Source organism: Pseudomonas sp. S3(2024), assembly GCF_036861315.1.
GTDB lineage: Bacteria > Pseudomonadota > Gammaproteobacteria > Pseudomonadales > Pseudomonadaceae > Aquipseudomonas > Aquipseudomonas putida_A.
The window spans coordinates 357,198-376,821 of record NZ_JAZAQQ010000002.1 but is presented as its reverse complement, the minus strand read 5'-3'; the positions used below and the strand labels follow the sequence as shown (position 1 = coordinate 376,821).

The 19,624-nt window shown below is 60.8% G+C and carries 20 protein-coding genes; 11 read left to right on the top strand and 9 right to left on the bottom strand.

What is annotated here, in order from left to right; translation table 11 throughout:
* Positions 1–166 precede the first annotated feature (166 nt).
* Entirely contained in the window at positions 167–382 is a 216-nt protein-coding gene (locus VLA07_RS06410) for a hypothetical protein (RefSeq protein ID WP_007965898.1), read from the top strand.
* Positions 383–868: 486 nt separating this feature from the next.
* On the top strand, positions 869–1,240 hold the full coding sequence (locus VLA07_RS06405; RefSeq protein ID WP_247267989.1) for a DUF6124 family protein: 372 nt from the start codon (positions 869–871) through the stop codon (positions 1,238–1,240).
* Between the two features lie 95 nt (positions 1,241–1,335).
* On the opposite strand, the gene VLA07_RS06400 is transcribed toward VLA07_RS06405, so the two are convergent.
* Entirely contained in the window at positions 1,336–1,695 is a 360-nt protein-coding gene (locus tag VLA07_RS06400) for a PilZ domain-containing protein (RefSeq protein WP_027612508.1), read from the bottom strand.
* Between the two features lie 230 nt (positions 1,696–1,925).
* Complete coding sequence (locus VLA07_RS06395) at positions 1,926–2,312, bottom strand: tetratricopeptide repeat protein (protein ID WP_007965893.1); 387 nt, start codon at positions 2,310–2,312, stop codon at positions 1,926–1,928.
* Positions 2,313–2,486: 174 nt separating this feature from the next.
* Between VLA07_RS06395 and pyk the strand changes: the two genes are divergently transcribed.
* The gene (gene pyk, locus VLA07_RS06390) at positions 2,487–3,938 is read left to right on the top strand and encodes a pyruvate kinase (RefSeq protein WP_003227610.1); all 1,452 of its coding nucleotides are present in this window, start codon (positions 2,487–2,489) and stop codon (positions 3,936–3,938) included.
* 121 nt (positions 3,939–4,059) lie between these two features.
* On the opposite strand, the gene VLA07_RS06385 is transcribed toward pyk, so the two are convergent.
* The 3 genes from VLA07_RS06385 to VLA07_RS06375 all read right to left on the bottom strand — a co-directional run bounded on the left by VLA07_RS06385 (position 4,060) and on the right by VLA07_RS06375 (position 7,024).
* The gene (locus VLA07_RS06385) at positions 4,060–4,809 is read right to left on the bottom strand and encodes an enoyl-CoA hydratase-related protein (protein ID WP_333988622.1); all 750 of its coding nucleotides are present in this window, start codon (positions 4,807–4,809) and stop codon (positions 4,060–4,062) included.
* A 180-nt stretch (positions 4,810–4,989) separates the two neighbouring features.
* Complete coding sequence (locus tag VLA07_RS06380) at positions 4,990–5,925, bottom strand: iron-sulfur-binding ferredoxin reductase (protein WP_333988621.1); 936 nt, start codon at positions 5,923–5,925, stop codon at positions 4,990–4,992.
* Positions 5,918–7,024, bottom strand: coding sequence for a GGDEF domain-containing protein (locus VLA07_RS06375; RefSeq protein WP_027612505.1), 1,107 nt, complete (start codon positions 7,022–7,024; stop codon positions 5,918–5,920). The genes VLA07_RS06380 and VLA07_RS06375 overlap by 8 nt, the downstream gene beginning before the upstream one ends.
* 449 nt (positions 7,025–7,473) lie before the next feature.
* Between VLA07_RS06375 and VLA07_RS06370 the strand changes: the two genes are divergently transcribed.
* The 5 genes from VLA07_RS06370 (at position 7,474) to VLA07_RS06350 (ending at position 14,184) form a co-directional block, all read left to right on the top strand.
* Positions 7,474–8,997 carry a fumarate hydratase gene (locus VLA07_RS06370; protein ID WP_027612504.1) on the top strand — a complete coding sequence of 508 codons (1,524 nt, stop codon included), beginning with the start codon at positions 7,474–7,476 and terminating at the stop codon, positions 8,995–8,997.
* 181 nt (positions 8,998–9,178) lie between these two features.
* Positions 9,179–9,373 (top strand): hypothetical protein, encoded by a 195-nt coding sequence (locus VLA07_RS06365; protein ID WP_103367404.1) that lies wholly within the window; start codon positions 9,179–9,181, stop codon positions 9,371–9,373.
* Between the two features lie 78 nt (positions 9,374–9,451).
* On the top strand, positions 9,452–11,212 hold the full coding sequence (locus VLA07_RS06360) for an ATP-binding protein (protein ID WP_333988620.1): 1,761 nt from the start codon (positions 9,452–9,454) through the stop codon (positions 11,210–11,212).
* On the top strand, positions 11,212–12,543 hold the full coding sequence (locus tag VLA07_RS06355; RefSeq protein WP_247267994.1) for a sigma-54-dependent transcriptional regulator: 1,332 nt from the start codon (positions 11,212–11,214) through the stop codon (positions 12,541–12,543). The genes VLA07_RS06360 and VLA07_RS06355 overlap by 1 nt, the downstream gene beginning before the upstream one ends.
* Before the next feature lie 321 nt (positions 12,544–12,864).
* Positions 12,865–14,184, top strand: coding sequence for an MFS transporter (locus tag VLA07_RS06350; protein WP_247267995.1), 1,320 nt, complete (start codon positions 12,865–12,867; stop codon positions 14,182–14,184).
* A gap of 130 nt (positions 14,185–14,314) precedes the next feature.
* On the opposite strand, the gene VLA07_RS06345 is transcribed toward VLA07_RS06350, so the two are convergent.
* Positions 14,315–15,070 carry a COG4705 family protein gene (locus tag VLA07_RS06345; protein WP_247267996.1) on the bottom strand — a complete coding sequence of 252 codons (756 nt, stop codon included), beginning with the start codon at positions 15,068–15,070 and terminating at the stop codon, positions 14,315–14,317.
* Positions 15,071–15,413: 343 nt separating this feature from the next.
* Between VLA07_RS06345 and VLA07_RS06340 the strand changes: the two genes are divergently transcribed.
* Both VLA07_RS06340 and VLA07_RS06335 read left to right on the top strand, forming a co-directional pair.
* On the top strand, positions 15,414–15,647 hold the full coding sequence (locus VLA07_RS06340; RefSeq protein WP_247267997.1) for a hypothetical protein: 234 nt from the start codon (positions 15,414–15,416) through the stop codon (positions 15,645–15,647).
* Positions 15,648–15,891: 244 nt separating this feature from the next.
* Positions 15,892–16,521: a flavin reductase family protein gene (locus VLA07_RS06335; RefSeq protein WP_333988619.1), complete on the top strand. Its 630-nt coding sequence runs from the start codon at positions 15,892–15,894 to the stop codon at positions 16,519–16,521.
* Between the two features lie 6 nt (positions 16,522–16,527).
* Here VLA07_RS06335 and VLA07_RS06330 read toward each other — a convergent pair whose 3' ends face one another.
* On the bottom strand, positions 16,528–16,770 hold the full coding sequence (locus tag VLA07_RS06330; protein ID WP_007965872.1) for a hypothetical protein: 243 nt from the start codon (positions 16,768–16,770) through the stop codon (positions 16,528–16,530).
* Between the two features lie 43 nt (positions 16,771–16,813).
* The gene (locus VLA07_RS06325) at positions 16,814–17,167 is read right to left on the bottom strand and encodes an antibiotic biosynthesis monooxygenase family protein (RefSeq protein ID WP_095136993.1); all 354 of its coding nucleotides are present in this window, start codon (positions 17,165–17,167) and stop codon (positions 16,814–16,816) included.
* A gap of 338 nt (positions 17,168–17,505) precedes the next feature.
* On the opposite strand from VLA07_RS06325, the gene VLA07_RS06320 reads away from it, so the two are divergent.
* Positions 17,506–18,435, top strand: a complete 930-nt coding sequence (locus VLA07_RS06320) for an AraC family transcriptional regulator (RefSeq protein ID WP_027612494.1) — start codon at positions 17,506–17,508, stop codon at positions 18,433–18,435.
* 125 nt (positions 18,436–18,560) lie between these two features.
* On the opposite strand, the gene VLA07_RS06315 is transcribed toward VLA07_RS06320, so the two are convergent.
* On the bottom strand, positions 18,561–19,616 hold the full coding sequence (locus tag VLA07_RS06315) for an ABC transporter ATP-binding protein (RefSeq protein ID WP_330207723.1): 1,056 nt from the start codon (positions 19,614–19,616) through the stop codon (positions 18,561–18,563).
* Between the last annotated feature and the right edge of the window lie 8 nt (positions 19,617–19,624).

Sequence of the window (19,624 nt, the reverse complement as noted above, 5' to 3'; positions counted from 1 at the left end):
TAAGAAATACCGCTGCTAAAAGGGCTTTTCCATTGATCGGTATCTCACTCCACTTATTTAAAGGAGTGCCAGTTCGCTCCTTGAAGCGGCCCATCCCGCGCTATCGGATTGCCCGCTAAATTTTCCCATGCAGCCATGCTCGAAGCCTCTCGAACGGAGTCGAAAAATGCCCACTAAATATTCATTATCTGATGTGTTGGAAAGGATTTATCAGAATCAGCTTGGGCTGGAGGCAGCCCTAATGGAGCTAACACTCCAGGTCGAAGAGAGGGGGTTTACCGAGATCGGAGAAAACGTCCGCTCTGCGCTTTTTGTCATTGGAGAAAATGCCGGCTATATCAAGCAGGGCTTGGCGAAACTCAGAGCAAAGGAAACGGACTAGGCCTCAAAAACTCAATGAATTTTGTCGACCGCTTTGGTGTTATCCACAGGGTGATTATCGAAGCGATTTGACGATTCAAAAACCTTCCAACACCCCACCTAAAATCCCCCCGTCTCATATCGAAATGAAACAGATTGATGCGTACGGGTACACATATCCGTCATCCGAATGAAGTCTTTCCCCAAACCTAGGAATTTAGGCTACACGACGTGGCGCCTTTGCCTACGAACACACCAGAATGCTCTGTCTTGTACGCATTGGTGAGGCTCCGTAACTTGATCTTGGCCGCTGAATCAGCGGTCGAAATTAATTGTCCGGGGCAATGTCGAGGCAGTAGCTTCAGTCAGGCTAGTAACATTTTAGCTGTTAGCAGGACGTCTCTAGGTGAGCCGAACAGCTCACCTCCCCCCGGCCGAATAACCTCTTCATAGCAGTTTCCGTTCTCGTTCACCCGAACTGGAAGCCAAGCAAAAAGGATATAAAGCCATGAACAGTGCAACATCAAATACTCCAGAATCTGACACGACTTCCAGCTGTCTCCCCCCTGATACAGAGAGGTTTCAGGAAGCCGCAGAACGCGCCCTCGACCACTACCTCAAACCAAAATCGCCCTCACGCAATTCCGTGGATCGCGGCATGCAGATGTTCGTTGTCGCCCCCGACCTCAACCCCGAAGCCATCGCCATCCAGACCTACGAAACCTTTTCGTCGGTGAGCATTCTGCTGCTGGATCTGGCGGACAGCCTGGAAGACAAACCACGGCATCTGGCGATGGCGATCTATCAGTTGAGCGAGATGGGTTTGTTGCTGGCGGAGAAGACACTGGACAGTGAGCGGGCGATTGCCTTGAAGGCTTGAAGATCAAAAGATCGCCGCCTGCGGCAGCTCCTGCAGGAAAATTGCATTTCCACTGTAGGAGCTGCCGCAGGCGGCGATCTTTGGTTTTGGCTGTATCAGGCAGACGCCGGCAGGGGCTGAAAACTGAAGTACTGCTTCAACGCTTGCACCAGTTGCGCATATTCCGGCGGCGGGCGTTGCAGGCTGAAGCCGGCGTCGTAGTGCATCGGGGTCGCGTCTTCATGGCACCACAGGCAGCACGCCGTCAGGTCGATGACCTGCTGGCAGCCATCGCCGAGCGGAATTTTGAGACGCAGACTGAAATCGACACCGGTCATCATCGGTAACTGGCTGATGAGCATCAGCCCGTCTTCGGACACATTGCCCAGAAAACCGATGGGTTTGTCGGTGACGCTGTTGAACACCCTGAGGAAGTACGGCAACTGGTGCCGTTCGATTCGTCGGTCGGTAAACATGCGAGGTACGCCACGCAAGGCTCCATCACAGAGCCGCACCTTTGCTTCGGAACACGCCTGTGTCACAGACACGCTCTCCCCGCTTCCGGTGGCATGGTCGCCAATACGCCATCGCCTCAACATCGACCAGTCGCAGGTGTTGCCCCATGTTTAGAGGCCAGACTCTAAACCGGATCACTGGACTATAGCTCAACCTGTACAGTCAGCCAGCGTTTGTATGACATCCGGCATCAGAAGCGTTGCGCACTCGGCACCGCCGCCGCACTGCGAGTCGGGTAATGTCCCAGGCTCTGCAGGGTTTCCAGGCGGGCGCGCGCGCGGAAGGCGTATTCGCTGTTGGGGTACGAGGCGATGATGAACTGGTAGGTCTGCGCCGCGTCGATGTACATTTTTTGCCGTTCCAGGCACTGGCCGCGCATCATCGACACTTCCGGCCACACATACGGACGGGCCCGGCTGGCGCGTTCGACCTTGGACAGTTCGAGCATCACCTGCTCGCAATTGCCCCGGTCGTAGGCGCTGTAGGCGTTGTTCAAATGATGGTTCATCGACCAACGGGTGCAGCCCGTGACGGCGAGGACGCTGAGGGCAAGGGCGGCAATGGGCAACAATCGCATGGGGAGGTTCTCCTGTCTTGAGCTCTGTATCGACCCCTGGTCGTAAATCTTCAGGCGCGTTTGTCCCAAAGTTGCCACGTTCAATAAAGAAAACAATAAGTAGTGCAAACGAACAATGACTACACCCCAAGAGCATAGTAGCCTCTGCTAGCGCTTGAACTCAGGAGTCTTTGCATGTCCGTCCGTCGTACCAAAATCGTCGCTACCCTTGGCCCGGCCAGTAACTCGCCGGAAGTTCTCGAACAGCTGATTCTGGCTGGTCTGGACGTCGCCCGTCTGAACTTCTCCCACGGCACCCCCGACGAGCACAAGGCTCGCGCGAAGCTGGTGCGTGACCTCGCCGCCAAGCACGGCCGTTTCGTCGCCCTGCTGGGTGACCTGCAAGGCCCGAAAATCCGTATCGCCAAATTCGCCAACAAGCGCATTGAGCTGAAGATCGGTGACAAGTTCACCTTTTCCACCAGCCATCCGCTGACCGAAGGCAACCAGCAAGTGGTCGGCATCGACTACCCGGATCTGGTGAAAGACTGCGGCGTAGGCGACGAGCTGCTGCTCGACGACGGCCGCGTAGTGATGCGCGTCGAAACCGCCACCGCTACCGAGCTGCACTGCGTCGTGACCATCGGCGGCCCGCTGTCCGACCACAAAGGCATCAACCGTCGCGGTGGCGGCCTGACCGCGCCGGCCCTGACTGAAAAAGACAAGGCCGACATCAAGCTCGCCGCCGAAATGGAAGTCGACTACCTCGCGGTGTCCTTCCCGCGTGACGCGGCCGACATGAACTACGCCCGCCAACTGCGCGACGAAGCCGGCGGCACCGCCTGGCTGGTGGCGAAGATCGAACGCGCCGAAGCCGTGGCCGATGACGAAACCCTCGACGGTCTGATCAAGGCTTCCGACGCAGTGATGGTTGCCCGTGGTGACCTCGGTGTGGAAATCGGCGACGCCGAGCTGGTGGGCATTCAGAAGAAGATCATTCTGCACGCACGCCGCCACAACAAAGCGGTGATCGTCGCGACCCAGATGATGGAGTCGATGATCCAGAACCCGATGCCGACCCGCGCCGAAGTGTCCGACGTGGCCAACGCCGTGCTCGACTACACCGACGCCGTGATGCTCTCGGCCGAATCCGCTGCCGGTCTGTACCCGCTGGAAGCCGTGCAGGCGATGGCGCGCATCTGCGTCGGCGCTGAAAAGCACCCGACCAGCAAGACGTCCAGCCACCGTATCGGCAAGGAATTCGAGCGCTGCGACGAAAGCATCGCCCTGGCGACCATGTACACCGCCAACCACTTCCCGGGCGTGAAAGCGATCATCGCTCTGACCGAGAGTGGCTACACCCCGCTGATCATGTCGCGTATCCGTTCTTCGGTGCCGATCTACGCGTTCACTCCGCACCGCGAAGCCCAGGCCCGCGCGGCGATGTTCCGTGGCGTGTACACCGTTCCGTTCGACCCGGCTTCGCTGGCCCCGAACGAAGTCAGCCAGAAAGCGATCGACGAGCTGGTCAAGCGCGGCGTTGTGGAAAAAGGCGACTGGGTCATCCTGACCAAGGGCGACAGCTACCACACCACCGGTGGCACCAACGGCATGAAGATCCTGCACGTGGGTGACCCGCAGGTCTGAATGACTGTTCGCTGAAAAACAAAAGCTCCGGCATGTGAGTGTCGGGGCTTTTCGTTTTCTGCTCCGCAAGGTGTTGCGCCTATTCAGGCCTCATCGCTGGCAAGCCCAGTCAGCGAAGCTTTCAATGCCGTTTGATAAACCCGGTCAACGCCGCCAGCGCCTCCGGCGAGCGCAACCGCTGGGTGAACAATGCGCCCTCCTCCTCGATCACCTGACGGATCAGCTCGCGATCCGGCGCCTTCATCAATTGCTTGCTGATGCGCACTGCATCTACTGGCAGTTCATCGAAACGCAACGCCATCTCCCGCGCCTTGTTCAGTGCCGCTTCGCCGCTGCCCAACGCCTCGCTGGCAATGCCCCACTGCGCCGCCTGTTCACCGGTAAAACCTTCGCCGAGCAGCAACAACTCCGCCGCTTTGGCTTGGCCAAGCAATCGCGGCAGGATCAGGCTGGAGCCGAACTCCGGACACAAACCGAGATTGACGAACGGCATGCGCAAGCGAGCATCGCGGGCGACGTAAACCAGATCGCAGTGCAGCAGCAACGTGGTGCCGATGCCCACCGCTGCGCCGGCCACAGCGGCGATCAACGGTTTGCGGCATTCGAGCAGGTTGAGCATGAAGTGGAACACCGGGCTGTCGAGGTCGCTCGGCGGTTGCTGGATGAAGTCGGCGATGTCGTTGCCGGCGGTGAAGCACTCGGCGCTGCCGGTGATCAGCACAGCATTGATCTCAGGATCGTTGTCGGCCTGCTTCAGGGCCTCGGCGAGGCGGCTGTACATCGCGCGGGTCAGGGCGTTTTTCTTGTCCGGACGGTTGAGCCGCAGGGTGAGCAAACCGCGTTCGCGTTCGAGCAGGATGGCTTCGGTCATCAGCGTTACTCAACATTTAAAAGGGCTGACAAAGTTCTTTTGGTGAGGCAAAACTTCTGTGGTGAGGGGATTTATCCCCGATTGAGTGCGCAGCACTCACAAAATCCCGGGGCCGCTGCGCAGCCCATCGGGGATAAATCCCCTCGCCACAGGAGTTCACCTTCACACGAGATTCAGCGCTTAACTGCGGGACAGAAACACATCCGCCAGCAGTTGATTGCGCGGCAGTCCGGCCAGGTACAGACGCTTGGCAAACGCATCGACGCTGGCAGTCGAGCCGCAGACTAAGGCCAGGGTTTGCCGGGAAACAAGGCGCAGTTGCGCCAAAGCGGCGGCTGAGTCGGCCGCCGTCCACAGCTCGACGCTGAGGTTTTCGCGCTGCGCAGCAAGCGCCGCCAGGGGTTTGGCCAGATAGTGCTCGCGCGCGTCATGGGCCAGGTGAATGACGCGGATGGCGCCCTGGTGATCCTGGCGCAAGGCTTCGCGCAGCACGCCGAACAACGGGCCCAGCCCGGTTCCGGCCGCCAGCAGCCACAGCGGGCGCGAGTGCCAGTCCGGGTCGTAATGCAACGCGCCGCCGCGCAGCTCGCCGAGGCGGATCGGGTCGCCGATCTGCAGGCGCCGCGCCGCATCGCTGAATTCGCCGGGCTGGCGGCAGTCGAGGTGGAACTCGAGAAAGCGGTCTTCCTGCGGCAGGCTCGCCAGCGAATACGGTCGGGCGATGTGGTTGATCCACAGCACCAGATGTTGCCCCGCGCTGTAGCGCAGCGGTCGCTGCGGGGTCAGGCGCAAACGCAGGACGTTATCGCTGAGCCAGTCCAGCGCCTCGACCACCGCCGGGCGCCCGTCGGTGACGGGGTCGAAGGTGTGTACCTGCAAATCTTCGATCACCTGACACTGACAAGCCAGCCGCCAGCCTTGCTGGCGCTGTTCGGCGCTCAAGGCATCCGGGCGACTGTCGGCGGGCAAGCCGCTCACGCACTGCACCAGACAGGCATGGCAACTGCCGGCGCGGCAGCTGTAAGGCACCGCGACGCCGTGCTGATTCAGCGCGTCGAGCAAATTGCTGCCCGCCGCCACCGACCATTGCCGATCACCGACGCGAAGTTCAGGCATCCACATTCTCCCATGCCGCTGCACAACGATTGCGCCCGTCGCGCTTGGCCCGGTACAGCGCCTGATCGGCACGCTGCAAGGCATCGTCGAGATCATCGCCCAGTTCCAGCAAGGTCATGCCTGCCGACAGACTCAGGCTGCGCACATTCAGGCCCACCAGTTCGACGTCGGTGAACGCGATGCGCAGACGTTCACAACAGGCCGTCAGGCGTTCGGCATCGCAGTCGGGCAGCAACACCACGAATTCCTCGCCACCGTAACGCGCCAGCACGTCGCCGTCACGCAGGCAGGCACCTGCCACGCCGGCGAACGCCTGCAACACCTGATCGCCCGCGGCATGGCCGTGCAGGTCGTTGATGCGCTTGAAGTGGTCGAGGTCGATCAGCGCCAGACCATGCACCACGCCCGGTTCCATCTCCGCCAGCTCCCGTGAGGCCAGGCGCAGAAAATGCCGGCGATTGAACAGTCCGGTCAGTTCATCGGTGGCCACCAGATCTTCGAGTTGGCGCATCATCCCGCGCAGGGTGTCCTGATGCGCCTGCAAGGCAAACCGGCGCTGGCGCATGCGCTGCCGTGAAACCTGGACGAAGCGTGCGTAAATCACCAGCCACGCCAGCACCATCGCCAGAATGCACACCTGCAACGCCGCCAGCGCCGGATCCGGCAGACGGAAGTGGTAGCCGTCCCAGAGGGTGATCGCACAGAAACTGAAGAACACCAGCAGCGCGCAACGAATGAACGCGCGCCGGGTTAAATGAAACAGGCCGAACAGCAGGATCAGCACGTAGAACACCAGAAACGCGCCACGTGCTTCATCCAGATGAGCGATCAGCCAAGTCTGCCAGCCGAGCCCGAGCAGCACTTGCGCTTCGGTCAGGCTGGGGTCGGCAAAGCGCTGGTTGCGCCCGGACCAGAACAGCGTAAACAACGTGGCCTGGCAGATCACCACCAGCGCGCTGCCGATGGCCACGCTGTTCAATGATTGCGGGTAATGCCCGGTGAAAAACGCCAGCCACAGCAGCAGCAAAGCCAATCCATAGGTGGCTGCGGCGAGGGCAAAGCGCTTGAGCAAAAGACGTTGAATGGCGTTATGGGTCAATCGTTGACTCACCGTGCGATAGGAGGCTGACCGAGTGTCCTACTCTACAGACCGGATGCCACTTTAGAGGGGCGGTCGATAAATGACCACCGATTTTCGGCGCCAAAAATTGACGTCAAATGCATGACCCATCAATGCCCCATGAAGACCTGTGGTGAGGGGATTTATCCCCGATGGGGCGCGAAGCGGCGCCCTGCAATCCTTCAGACAAACCGGGTGCACGGGCTTTACGGCTGCTGCGCAGCCGATCGGGGATAAATCCCCTCGCCACAATGTTTATCCGACCAAAAGCCAATGTGTGCCCACCACCGAGGCGCGGTATACTGCCGCGCCTTTTTAGCGTCGCGCCAGCAGCCCCGGCGTGCCTTGAAAGGTGCTTGCGACCGACCGATGCACCCAAGCCGCAGGCACCTTATTGAATGTTCCCGTCTTTTAGAGGAGCGCGACTCATGACCGTGATCAAGCAAGACGACCTGATTCAGAGCGTTGCCGACGCCCTGCAGTTCATTTCCTATTACCACCCCGTGGATTTCATCCAGGCGATGCACGAAGCCTACCTGCGCGAAGAATCGCCAGCGGCCCGTGACTCGATCGCGCAGATCCTGATCAACTCGCGCATGTGCGCCACCGGCCACCGGCCGATCTGCCAGGACACCGGCATTGTCACCGTGTTCGTGCGGGTGGGCATGGACGTGCGCTGGGATGGCGCGACCATGAGCCTGGACGACATGATCAACGAAGGCGTGCGCCGCGCCTACAACCTGCCGGAAAACGTCCTGCGTGCCTCGATCCTCGCCGACCCGGCAGGCGCTCGCAAAAACACCAAGGACAACACCCCGGCAGTCATCCACTACTCCATCGTCCCGGGCAACACCGTGGAAGTGGACGTGGCGGCCAAGGGCGGCGGTTCCGAGAACAAGTCGAAAATGGCCATGCTCAATCCGTCCGACTCGATCGTTGACTGGGTGCTCAAGACCGTTCCGACCATGGGCGCCGGCTGGTGCCCACCGGGCATGCTGGGCATCGGTATCGGCGGTACCGCCGAGAAAGCCGCAGTGATGGCCAAGGAAGTGTTGATGGAATCCATCGACATTCACGAACTGAAAGCCCGTGGCCCGCAGAACCGTATCGAAGAGATCCGTCTGGAGCTGTTCGAGAAGGTCAACCAGCTGGGCATCGGCGCCCAGGGTCTCGGTGGCCTGACCACCGTGCTCGACGTGAAGATCATGGACTACCCGACCCACGCCGCTTCGCTGCCGGTGTGCATGATCCCGAACTGCGCCGCCACCCGTCACGCGCACTTCGTGCTCGACGGTTCTGGCCCGGCCTCGCTGGAAGCGCCATCGCTGGATGCCTACCCGGAAATCGTCTGGGAAGCCGGCCCGTCGGCCCGTCGCGTCAACCTCGACACCCTGACCCCGGAAGAAGTGCAGAGCTGGAAGCCGGGCGAAACCGTCCTGCTCAACGGCAAGATGCTCACCGGTCGCGACGCGGCGCACAAGCGCATGGTCGAGATGCTGAACAAGGGTGAAACCCTGCCGGTGGATCTGAAAGGCCGCTTCATCTACTACGTCGGCCCGGTTGATCCGGTCGGTGACGAAGTGGTTGGCCCGGCTGGCCCGACCACCGCGACGCGGATGGACAAGTTCACCCGTCAGATCCTTGAGCAGACCGGCCTGCTGGGCATGATCGGCAAGTCCGAACGTGGCCCGACCGCGATCGAAGCGATCAAGGACAACAAGGCCGTGTACCTGATGGCCGTGGGCGGCGCCGCTTATCTGGTGGCCCAGGCCATCAAGAAGTCCAAGGTGCTGGCCTTCGCCGAGCTGGGCATGGAAGCGATCTACGAGTTCGAGGTCAAGGACATGCCGGTCACCGTCGCGGTGGACAGCAACGGTGAGTCGGTACACATCACCGGCCCGGCGATCTGGCAACAGAAGATCGCCGAAAGCCTGGCGGTAGAAGTGCAGTAAGCGTTTCGCAGCTGGAAAAAAAGGCCGGCCCGTCAATCGACGGGCCGGCCTTTTTTATGCCTGGGAGAACGACACATACCTTGGGCTTGAGCGCACCTGTCAGATCTGACAGGTGTGCGCTGCCGTGATCGTTGTTAGCGTCAATCCATCTGCGTCTTCGCCTGTGCAATGTATGTGACTCATGGCTGATCAAGACCTCAGTATCACCCCGCCCTCCATCGCCAAGAGTTCGACGATTGCCACTTTCAGCAAGCGTTTGGTTTGTTCGAGTGATAGCGTCGAAAGCCTGACACAGGCCACGCAAGCCGTCATTGGCGAGCTGGCTTATACACGCACCATGCTGCTTTCACACTCACACCGGTTCACGGCGGTCTGATCAGGTAACGCGTCAGACGAGAAGGACGGGCAGGCCCATGCTATCGTGCCCGCCCGTCCCTTTATCCATTAGCCCAGCATGCTGCCGACTTCCCGTACCCTGCGTTTGTCGTTGTACACCCTGCTGATCATTGCCGGTGCGGCCATCGCCGCGACCCTTGCCATCCGCCACGCCGAACGCCAGGCGATGGAGGAAGACGCGACCCGTGCCAGCCAGCAATTGGCGCTGTATGCCAACTCGTTGCACACCCTGATCGACCGCTATCGCGCCCTGCCCGCCGTGCTGGCGCTGGACCCGCAATTGCGCAGCGCGCTGGCCGGGCCGGTGGGCGCGGAACAACAGAACGCGCTGAATCTGAAGCTGGAGCAGATCAACGGCGCGGCGCAGTCCTCGACCCTCGAGCTACTTGATCACAGCGGCCTCGCGGTGGCCGCCAGCAACTGGCGCCTGCCGAGCAGTTACGTCGGCCACAACTACGGTTTTCGTCCGTACTTCAGCCAGACCCGCACTCAGGGCAGCGGGCGCTTTTATGCGGTGGGCGTGACCAGCGGCATCCCTGGCTATTTTCTGTCCAGCGCGGTGCTCGGCGACAACGCCGAGTTCCTTGGCGCGATGGTAGTCAAACTGGAGTTCCCCGAGCTTGAGCGCGAATGGAGCCAGGGCAGCGACACGCTGCTGGTCAGCGATGCACGCGGGATCATCTTCATCGCCAACCAGCCCGGCTGGCGCTATCGCTCGTTGCGGCCGCTGGACAGCCGCGACATGGACGAGATCAAGCGCACGCGCCAGTACGACAAACAATCGCTGATCCCGCTGACGCATTTGTCGCTGCGTCACTTCGACGACAACAGCGACCTGCGCCGGGTCGAAGGCCCGGACGGAACGGCGGACTATTTGTGGGAGTCACTGCCGCTGGCCGCCGAAGGCTGGACCCTGCACCTGCTGCGCCGCCCGCAAGTAGCCTTCGAAGACTTGCGCAACGCCGGGCTGGCCGCTGCGGGTGTGTGGCTGGCGTTGGTGTTTTTGCTGCTGTTCCTCAATCAGCGCTGGCGCCTGTCGAAAGTCCGTCAGCGCAACCGCGAAGAACTCGAACAACTGGTCGAAGAACGCACCCGCGATCTGCGTACCGCGCAGGACGGTCTGGTGCAATCGGCCAAGCTCGCGGCGCTGGGGCAGATGTCCGCCGCACTGGCCCACGAAATCAATCAACCGCTGACCGCGCAACGGATGCAATTGGCAACGCTGCGCCTGCTGCTCGAACATGGCCGCGTCGATGACGCGTACAAGGCGCTCAAACCGGTGGACGACATGCTCACGCGCATGGCATCGCTCACCGGTCACCTGAAAACCTTCGCCCGCAAAAGCCCCAGCGGCCTGCGCGAACGGCTGGACCTGGCGACCGTGGTCGATCAGTCGCTGCAACTGCTCGATGCGCGCCTACGCGACGAACAGGTCAGTCTGGTGCTGCACCTGACGCGTCCGGCCTGGGTGCGTGGTGATGCAATACGCCTCGAACAGGTGCTGATCAATCTGCTGCGCAATGCCCTCGATGCAATGCAGGGCAAACCGTGCAAGCGCCTGGAAATTCGCCTGGAAGTGGACGAACAACTGTGGCGCCTGAGCGTGATCGACAATGGCGGCGGAATTGCCGAACAACACTTGAATCAGGTGTTCGACCCGTTCTTCACCACCAAACCGGTGGGTGACGGACTCGGCCTCGGGCTGGCGGTATCCTTTGCCATCGTGCATGAATCCGGCGGGCGCCTGAGCGTGGAAAATGGCGAGGCGGGCGCGGTGTTCAGCCTGACCCTGCCGATCGATCTGGAGGCACACATCTGATGCTCAACTCGGTGATGGTGGTCGATGACGAAAGCAGCATTCGCAGCGCTGTGGAGCAATGGCTGAGCCTGTCGGGGTTCGAGGTGCAGCTGTTCAGCCGCGCCGAGGATTGCCTGGCTGCACTGCCCGCGCACTTCCCCGGGGTGATCCTCAGCGATGTGCGCATGCCCGGGCTCAGTGGTTTGCAGTTGTTGGCCGAAGTGCAGCGCCGTGACAGCGATTTGCCGGTGATACTGCTGACCGGTCACGGCGATGTACCGATGGCGGTCGAAGCCATGCGTGACGGCGCCTACGACTTTCTGGAAAAACCGTTCAGCCCGGACACCCTGCTCGGCAGCCTGCGCCGGGCACTCGACAAGCGGCGACTGGTATTGGAAAACCGCGCCCTGCACGAGCAGGCCGACCACCGCGCCAGACTCGATGCGACGCTGCTCGGCGTGTCCCGTGGCATGCAGACCTTGCGTCGGCAAGTGCTGGATCTGGCGGCGCTGCCGGTCAACGTGTTGATCCGCGGCGAAACCGGCAGCGGCAAGGAACTGATCGCCCGCTGCCTGCATGATTTCGGCCCGCGCGCGGACAAGCCCTTTGTGGCGCTGAACTGCGCGGCGATTCCCGAGCAGTTGTTCGAAGCCGAGCTGTTCGGCCATGAAAGTGGCGCGTTCACCGGCGCGTCCGGCAAGCGCATCGGCAAGCTGGAATACGCCGACGGCGGCACGCTGTTTCTCGATGAAATCGAAAGCATGCCGCTGGCTCAGCAAGTGAAATTGCTGCGGGTGTTGCAGGAACAGAAGCTGGAGCGGCTGGGATCGAACCAGAGCATTCGCGTCGATCTGCGGATCGTCGCCGCGACCAAGCCTGATCTGCTGGATGAGGCCCGGGCCGGACGTTTTCGCGAAGACCTGGCGTATCGCCTGAACGTCGCCGAGCTGCGCCTGCCGCCGCTGCGCGATCGCCGCGAAGACATTCCGCTGCTGTTCGAATCGTTCGCCTTCAGCGCCGCCCAGCGTCTGGGCCGCACTTTCCCGCCGTTGAGCGGAGCGCAATTGAGTCACCTGCTCAGCCACGACTGGCCGGGCAACGTGCGGGAACTGGCGAACGTCGCCGAGCGCCAGGTGCTGGGCCTGGATGAGCCGGTGCAGGGCATCGATCCGGGCCAGTCCCTCGCGGCGCAGCAAGAAGCCTTTGAGGCGCAGTGCCTGCGCGCGGCGCTGACCCGGCACAAGGGCGATGTGAAAGCGGTGCTGGAGGAGTTGCAGCTACCGCGCCGGACCTTCAATGAAAAGCTGCAGCGGCATGGGTTGAGTCGGGAGATGTTTGTTCCGGGCAGCTGAGTTTTGCAGTGTCTGATCAGGCCTCTTCGCGAGCAAGCCCGCTCCCACAGGGTTTTGTGCTGAACACAGAATGTGTGAACACCACCGACCACTGTGGGAGCGGGCTTGCCCGCGAAGAGGCCCGCAAAGGCAACATTTATCCATCAGCCTGAATGAGCAATTTTCCGCTCACCACAATCCAGCCATAAGCGGATTTCCGCTCATTCAGTCTTTCCGCCCCCTCTAAACCGGCCCTCCCCCCGTTGGCACAGCTCCTGCTATAGCCCCAGCAGGCTGCGTTCCAACGCGCTCCACAAAAACAATTAAACGAAGGATCCTTCAATGGATAACTCCAACGCCCTGCCCCTTGGGTCGGCTGCCGCGCCCGTCAAAGAAAGAACCACCGCCAGCCGGATCAAATCGATCTTCAGCGGCTCGGTCGGCAACATGGTCGAGTGGTACGACTGGTACGTCTACGCCGCTTTCTCGCTGTACTTCGCCAAGACTTTCTTCCCCGCCGGTTCCACCACCGCGCAACTGATGAACACCGCCGCGATCTTCGCCGTGGGTTTCCTGATGCGCCCGATTGGTGGCTGGCTGATGGGCCTCTACGCCGACAAGGTCGGTCGCAAGAAAGCCTTGATGGCCTCGGTCTACCTGATGTGCTTCGGCTCCTTGCTGATCGCCCTCAGCCCCAACTATGAAACCATCGGCATCGGCGCGCCGATCCTGTTGGTCTTCGCCCGCTTGCTGCAAGGTCTGTCGGTCGGCGGCGAGTACGGCACCTCGGCCACCTACCTGTCGGAGATGGCGACCAGGGAGCGTCGCGGCTTCTTCTCCAGCTTCCAGTACGTGACCCTGATCTCCGGCCAGCTGATCGCGCTGGGCGTGCTGATCGTGCTGCAGAACATGCTGACCACCGAACAGCTGTACGCGTGGGGCTGGCGTATTCCGTTCGCCATCGGCGCACTGTGCGCGATCGTTGCCTTGTACCTGCGTCGCGGCATGGAAGAAACCGAATCGTTCACCAAGAAAGAGAAGTCCAAGGAAAGCGCGATGCGCACCTTGATGCGCCACCCGAAAGAACTGCTGACCGTGGTCGGCCTGACCATGGGCGGTACGCTGGCGTTCTACACCTACACCACCTACATGCAGAAATACCTGGTGAATACCGTCGGCATGAGCATCTCCGACTCGACCACCATTTCTGCCGCCACGCTGTTCCTGTTCATGTGCCTGCAACCGATCATCGGTGGTTTGTCCGATAAAATCGGTCGTCGTCCGATCCTGATCGCTTTCGGCGTACTCGGGACGATCTTCACCGTGCCGATCCTGATGACCCTGCACACCATCCAGACCTGGTGGGGCGCGTTCTTCCTGATCATGGCGGCACTGATCATCGTCAGCGGCTACACCTCGATCAACGCCGTGGTGAAAGCCGAACTGTTCCCGACCGAAATCCGCGCGCTGGGCGTCGGCCTGCCGTACGCCTTGACCGTGTCGATCTTCGGCGGTACCGCCGAATACATCGCACTGTGGTTCAAGAGCATCGGCATGGAAACCGGTTACTACTGGTACGTGACCGCGTGCATCGCGGTGTCGCTGCTGGTGTACATCACCATGAAAGACACGCAGAAACACTCGCGGATCGTGACTGACTGAGGAATGAGACAGTTCAGCCATTGTGATGGTGGCTGTTATGGCCTCATCGCGAGCAGGCTCACTCCTACATTGATTGGTGTACGCCGCCCTTTGTAGGAGTGAGCCTGCTCGCGATTGGGGCGACTCGGTATCAGCTCAACTCGGCAACCGGCGGCTTGCCATAACGCTTCTGCGCATACGACGCGCCGACAATCATCACCAGCAGAATCCCCGCCAGCACCGCCGACGAGCCGATGGTGCCGAAGTCCAGACCGCCCTTTTCATGGGGCTTGGTCATCAAATCGCCCAAGGTCGCACCGAACGGCCGGGTCAGCACGAACGCCACCCAGAACAACAGCACCGACGAAATCTTCGTGAAGTATTTGAGAGCCACGACCACGGCAATGGTCGAGCCGATCAGCAGCGCGCCACCGGCAAAACCCAGGCCCGAATCATCGGCCAGGTAGTCACCGAGCGCCGTGCCCAGGGTGTTGGAAAACAGAATCGCCATCCAGTAGAACATCTCGCCGCGGAAAGTCTGCACCTTGCTGACGTTCAGCGAATCGCCGCTCAGGCGCCAGGCCGTGAAGATCGCCAGCAGAATCGCAATCAGGATCATCGACCCGGTGGCGTAGCCCAGTTCAAGGGTGCGGTCCATGAAGTCGGACATGGTGGTGCCGGCGGTGCTGGTCGACAGAATCACGATCCAGTACAGCAGCGGCTTGTAGGTCTTGGCCATCAGTTGGCTGATCAGGGTCAGCACGAATACGCTGATCAGGATCAGCGAGCTGAGGGCGTACCCGACGTTGAGGGTCATCGACAGCAAGTCCCCCGCGGTTTCCCCCAGGGTCGTCGCGCAGATTTTCATGACCCAGAACGCCAGGGTGATTTGAGGCAGTTTGTTCATCGCAAGCAAAGCTCCAGTGTGGGACGGCCGGTTCTTGGTTTTCTGGCCGTGGGCAGACTGGCGTCGCACCGGTGAAAAACCGGTCGGCAACAGATGAAAAATCCGTCATATCGCGAAAATCAGCGATTAATCCCCCATTAATGCTGCCCCGGCATCCTGCCACTACCTGATCGATGACCCGCGCGGCGTTCGCTCCCGACAGTGGAAGCCCATTCAATGCGCCGCCCTTAATATCAAGTTAATCGATTGTTTTTAGCATTTATTTGCGCTTTTTTATCAATTTAGTTGGCGTAGCATTAAACCCATGCAAGACACACCCGCCAACGAATCTGGAGTCACTCACATGAAAACCAAACTGATCCTCGCCCTGACCCTGTCCGTACTGGCCGCCAACACCTTCGCTGCCGATGGCTCGGACAAAACCAAATCGGCCGACTTCATCTCCGGCGGCACCGCTGCCATCGAAAACAGCCACTCGGGCACTTACGCCGCTGACGGTTTCGATAAAACCAACATCGGCAAAACCGTGGCCGCCGATGGTTTCGACAAGACCGGTACTGCTGCAGCCATCAGCTGATTATCAGCAGCGCTTCCACAGCCCGGCTCCGGCCGGGCTTAGTCATTTCTGAAATCCACACAATTCCCCTGTAGGAGCTGCCACAGGCTGCGATCTTTTGATCTTGATCTTGATCTTGAAAAACAGAATCAAAAGATCGCAGCCTGCGGCAGCTCCTACAGAGGAATCAGCGTCTGGCTGGAAATATGCGGGGCGTCCTTGCACTATGGCTGCAACCAAACGCAGCCTCAGGAACTCATTCACCATGTCCGACGACATCCACTTCTACGAACCCGCCCACGGCCACGGCCTGCCCCACGATCCGTTCAACGCCATCGTCGGCCCGCGTCCCATCGGCTGGATTTCTTCGCAGGATGCCGACGGCCAGCTGAATCTTGCGCCTTACAGTTTCTTCAACGCGTTCAACTACATTCCGCCGATCATTGGTTTTTCCAGCATCGGGCGCAAAGACAGCCTGAACAACATCGAGCAGACCGGCGAGTTCGCCTGGAACCTCGCCACTCGCCCGTTGGCCGAGCAGATGAACCAGAGCTGCGCGATGGTCGCGCCTGAGGTCAACGAGTTTGAATTGGCCGGGCTGACGCCGGTGGCGTCGAAGGTGATTGCGGTACCACGGGTAGCCGAAAGCCCGGTGTCCTTCGAGTGCAAGGTCACGCAGATCATTCAGTTGCAGCGCGCCGATGGCGAAACCGTGCCGAGCTGGCTGATTCTCGGCGAAGTGGTCGCCGTGCATATCGCCAAGTGGCTGTTGAAGGACGGGATCTACGACACCGCCGCGGCAGAACCGATTCTGCGCGGCGGCGGGCCGGCGGATTATTTCCAGTTGGGGCCTGAAGCCCTGTTCAAGATGTGGCGCCCGGGGGCGGGCAAGTAAGCGCAGTTACCAGATCAGCTCGGCGTCATCAGTGACGCCCTTGAGGCGGTCCAGCTCATTGATGGCAGCCTCATCGGCAGCGATGGCGCCGGGGAACACCTGATCACCCAGCAGTTTGTGGAAGCGTGGCGCACCGCCATCGACCAGGGCCTTGACCGCGATTGCCGCGTGGTAACCCTTGTTGCCGCCCAACTCGACGGGGACGACTGCGGAGACTGCTTCGAAGTGTTCAAACTCTTTACGTGCCATGGCACACATCCTGGCTCAGATGAATAAGCCGGACATTAAACCCTCAACCGGCGAGTTTGTGTATCGGTGCCGGGCATTGTCCGAGCGCCTGCGCCGCCGACACTTCTTTGAAGGTGTGGAAATCCAGGCTGTTGACCACCAGATCCTGAACCAATTCGGCAAAGATCTGCATCGACGGGCTGTTGAAATACGCGGTCATTGCCTGTTGATGGCTCCAGAAACCGGAGACCAGCCACAGGTCCGGATCGCATTGCGAATGCTGCAGGGCGAAGTTCAGGCAACCGGGGGCGTTGCGTGACGGTTCGATCAAGGCACTGAGGCGTACACCCAGTTCGGCGGAGCGTCCGGCGCGCGCTCGAACGAAGGCCATATGACTGACGGGAATCTGCTTGGACATGTTCAACCCTCCCAGGGAGTCGCGTGGCAGCCGGGGGACGGGCTGCGACAGGATCAAAGGTTAAGGGCCGGGCGCAAGGTGCCGTTAGTCGATTCCTGCCGCTGCGTTGCACAATCCTGCGAGACTGCACACAAAGCTCGTAACAACCTGCAAAACAGCGTCACACCACTGTCATACGGCGTTTCAAGCAAGTTTTCCGCCCTGCATCCTGCTATGACTGGGCACGCCGGCAATGCAATGCAGAATCAGGCAAGCATTTGACAGGATGTGTCTACCGCTGGCGCTTGCACAAACATATGCTCTGCCCCATTCCAGATTCCTTGCCGAGGATGCCGTGCATGACGTCATTCGATCGTTTCCAGTCTCCGCCCGATGCCGACATGGAAAAACAGCGTGCAGAACTCGCGGCGATCATCCGCCGCAATACCACCGACGACGGCAGTTATCAGACCGCCATCGGCTCGCTGTTCATGTCGCGCCATACCCAGTCCCATGACTTCGCCCCGGTACTTGCGCAACCGGCGCTATGCATCATGGCCCAGGGCCGCAAAGAGGTGCGCCTGGCGGATGAGTTCTTCAATTACGACCCGCTGAATTACCTGGTGGTCTCGGTCTCGATGCCGCTCAGCGGGCGGGTAGTGAATGTCTCGCCGGAGGATCCGATTCTCGCCGTGCGCCTGGACATCGACCCGGCGGAAATCACCGCACTGATCGCCGACGCGGGGCCGATGGGCGTGCCGACCCGACCGACCGGGCGCGGCCTGTATGTGGAAAAGATCGACAGCGCGATGCTCGACGCGGTGTTGCGTCTGGCGCGACTGCTGGATGCGCCGAAAGACATCGCCATGCTCGCGCCACTGATTCGCCGGGAGATTCTCTATCGCCTGCTGCGCAGTCCGCAGGGCCATCGCTTGTATGAAATCGCGATTGCCAACAGCCAGAGCCACCGCATCAGCCAGGCGATCAAATGGCTCAACGGCAACTTCGAACAGCCGCTGCGCATCGATGATCTGGCGAAAGAAGTGAACCTCAGCGTCTCGACCCTGCATCACCGTTTCAAGGCGATGACGGCGATGAGTCCGTTGCAGTACCAGAAGCAGCTACGCCTGCAAGAGGCGCGGCGCCTGATGCTGGCCGAAGGGCTGGAAGCGTCGGCGGCGGGCTATCGCGTGGGCTATGAAAGCCCGTCGCAGTTCAGCCGCGAGTACAGCCGCTTGTTTGGTGCACCGCCGTTAAGGGATCTGGCGCGGTTGCGGCAGTCGGTCTGATCCGGCATCTGCGGTGAGGCTTATGGCCCTATCGCGAGCAGGCTCACTCCTACAGTTGGAATGCGTTCACCTGTAGGAGTGAGCCTGCTCGCGATGGCATCGGCAAGATCACCATCAAATCCTGATCAAGCCCCCAACACCCGACACGCCTCGCTCGGCAACGTCACCGACACCGGATGCCCGATCCCCAAACCGATCCCCTGACACGGCGTACTCAACGCGGTGAACGTCACCCCGGAACACTCCACCGTGGTCTCGATGGTCGCGCCGATATCGCGCACGAACGTCACCTTGCCGAGCAAGCGATTGCCCGCCGTGGCTTGTGGCGCGGACAGTTGCAGATCCTCCGGACGAATCAGCATCTTCACCTTCTGCCCCGCTTCGATGCTGCTGCAGATCGGCACTTGCAGCGCATCACCGCCCGGCAAACTGACCTTGCCGTCACCCAGCGCCGTGGCCGGAAAAATGTTGCCCGAACCGATGAAGTCGGCAACGAACTCGTTGGCCGGGTGCCGGTAGATTTCGATCGGCGTGCCCACCTGCTGCACCTTGTGCTCGCCCAGCACCACGACGATGTCGGCCATGGTCATGGCTTCGCGCTGATCGTGGGTGACCATGATCGTGGTGATGTTCAAGCGCTGTTGCAACTGGCGGATTTCCACCTGCATCGACTCGCGGAGCTTGGCGTCCAGCGCCGACAGCGGTTCGTCGAGCAGGAGGATTTTCGGCCGCGAGGCGATGGCCCGGGCAATCGCCACCCGCTGCCGTTGCCCGCCGGAGAGTTTCGCCACCGGCCGGTCGATCATCGCCTGCAACTGGATCAACTCCAGCAATTCCACCACCCGCGCCAGTTGCTCGGCCTTGCTCACGCCGCGCAGTTTCAGCGGGTAGGCGATGTTCTCGCCGACAGTCATGTGCGGGAACAGCGCCAGCGACTGGAACACCATGCCGAAGTTGCGCAGGTGCGCCGGGGTGTGGCCGATGTTCTCGCCATCCAGGCGAATCTCGCCGCCGGTGAGAGTTTCCAGCCCGGCGATCATCCGCAGCAAGGTGGTTTTGCCGCAGCCCGAGGGGCCGAGAAAACACACCAGTTTGCCTTCCGGCAAATGCAGATTGACCTCCTGTACCGCGCAAGCCGAGCCGTAGAATTTCTCGACGTTTTCCAGAATCAGACCAGTCATGTTGCACC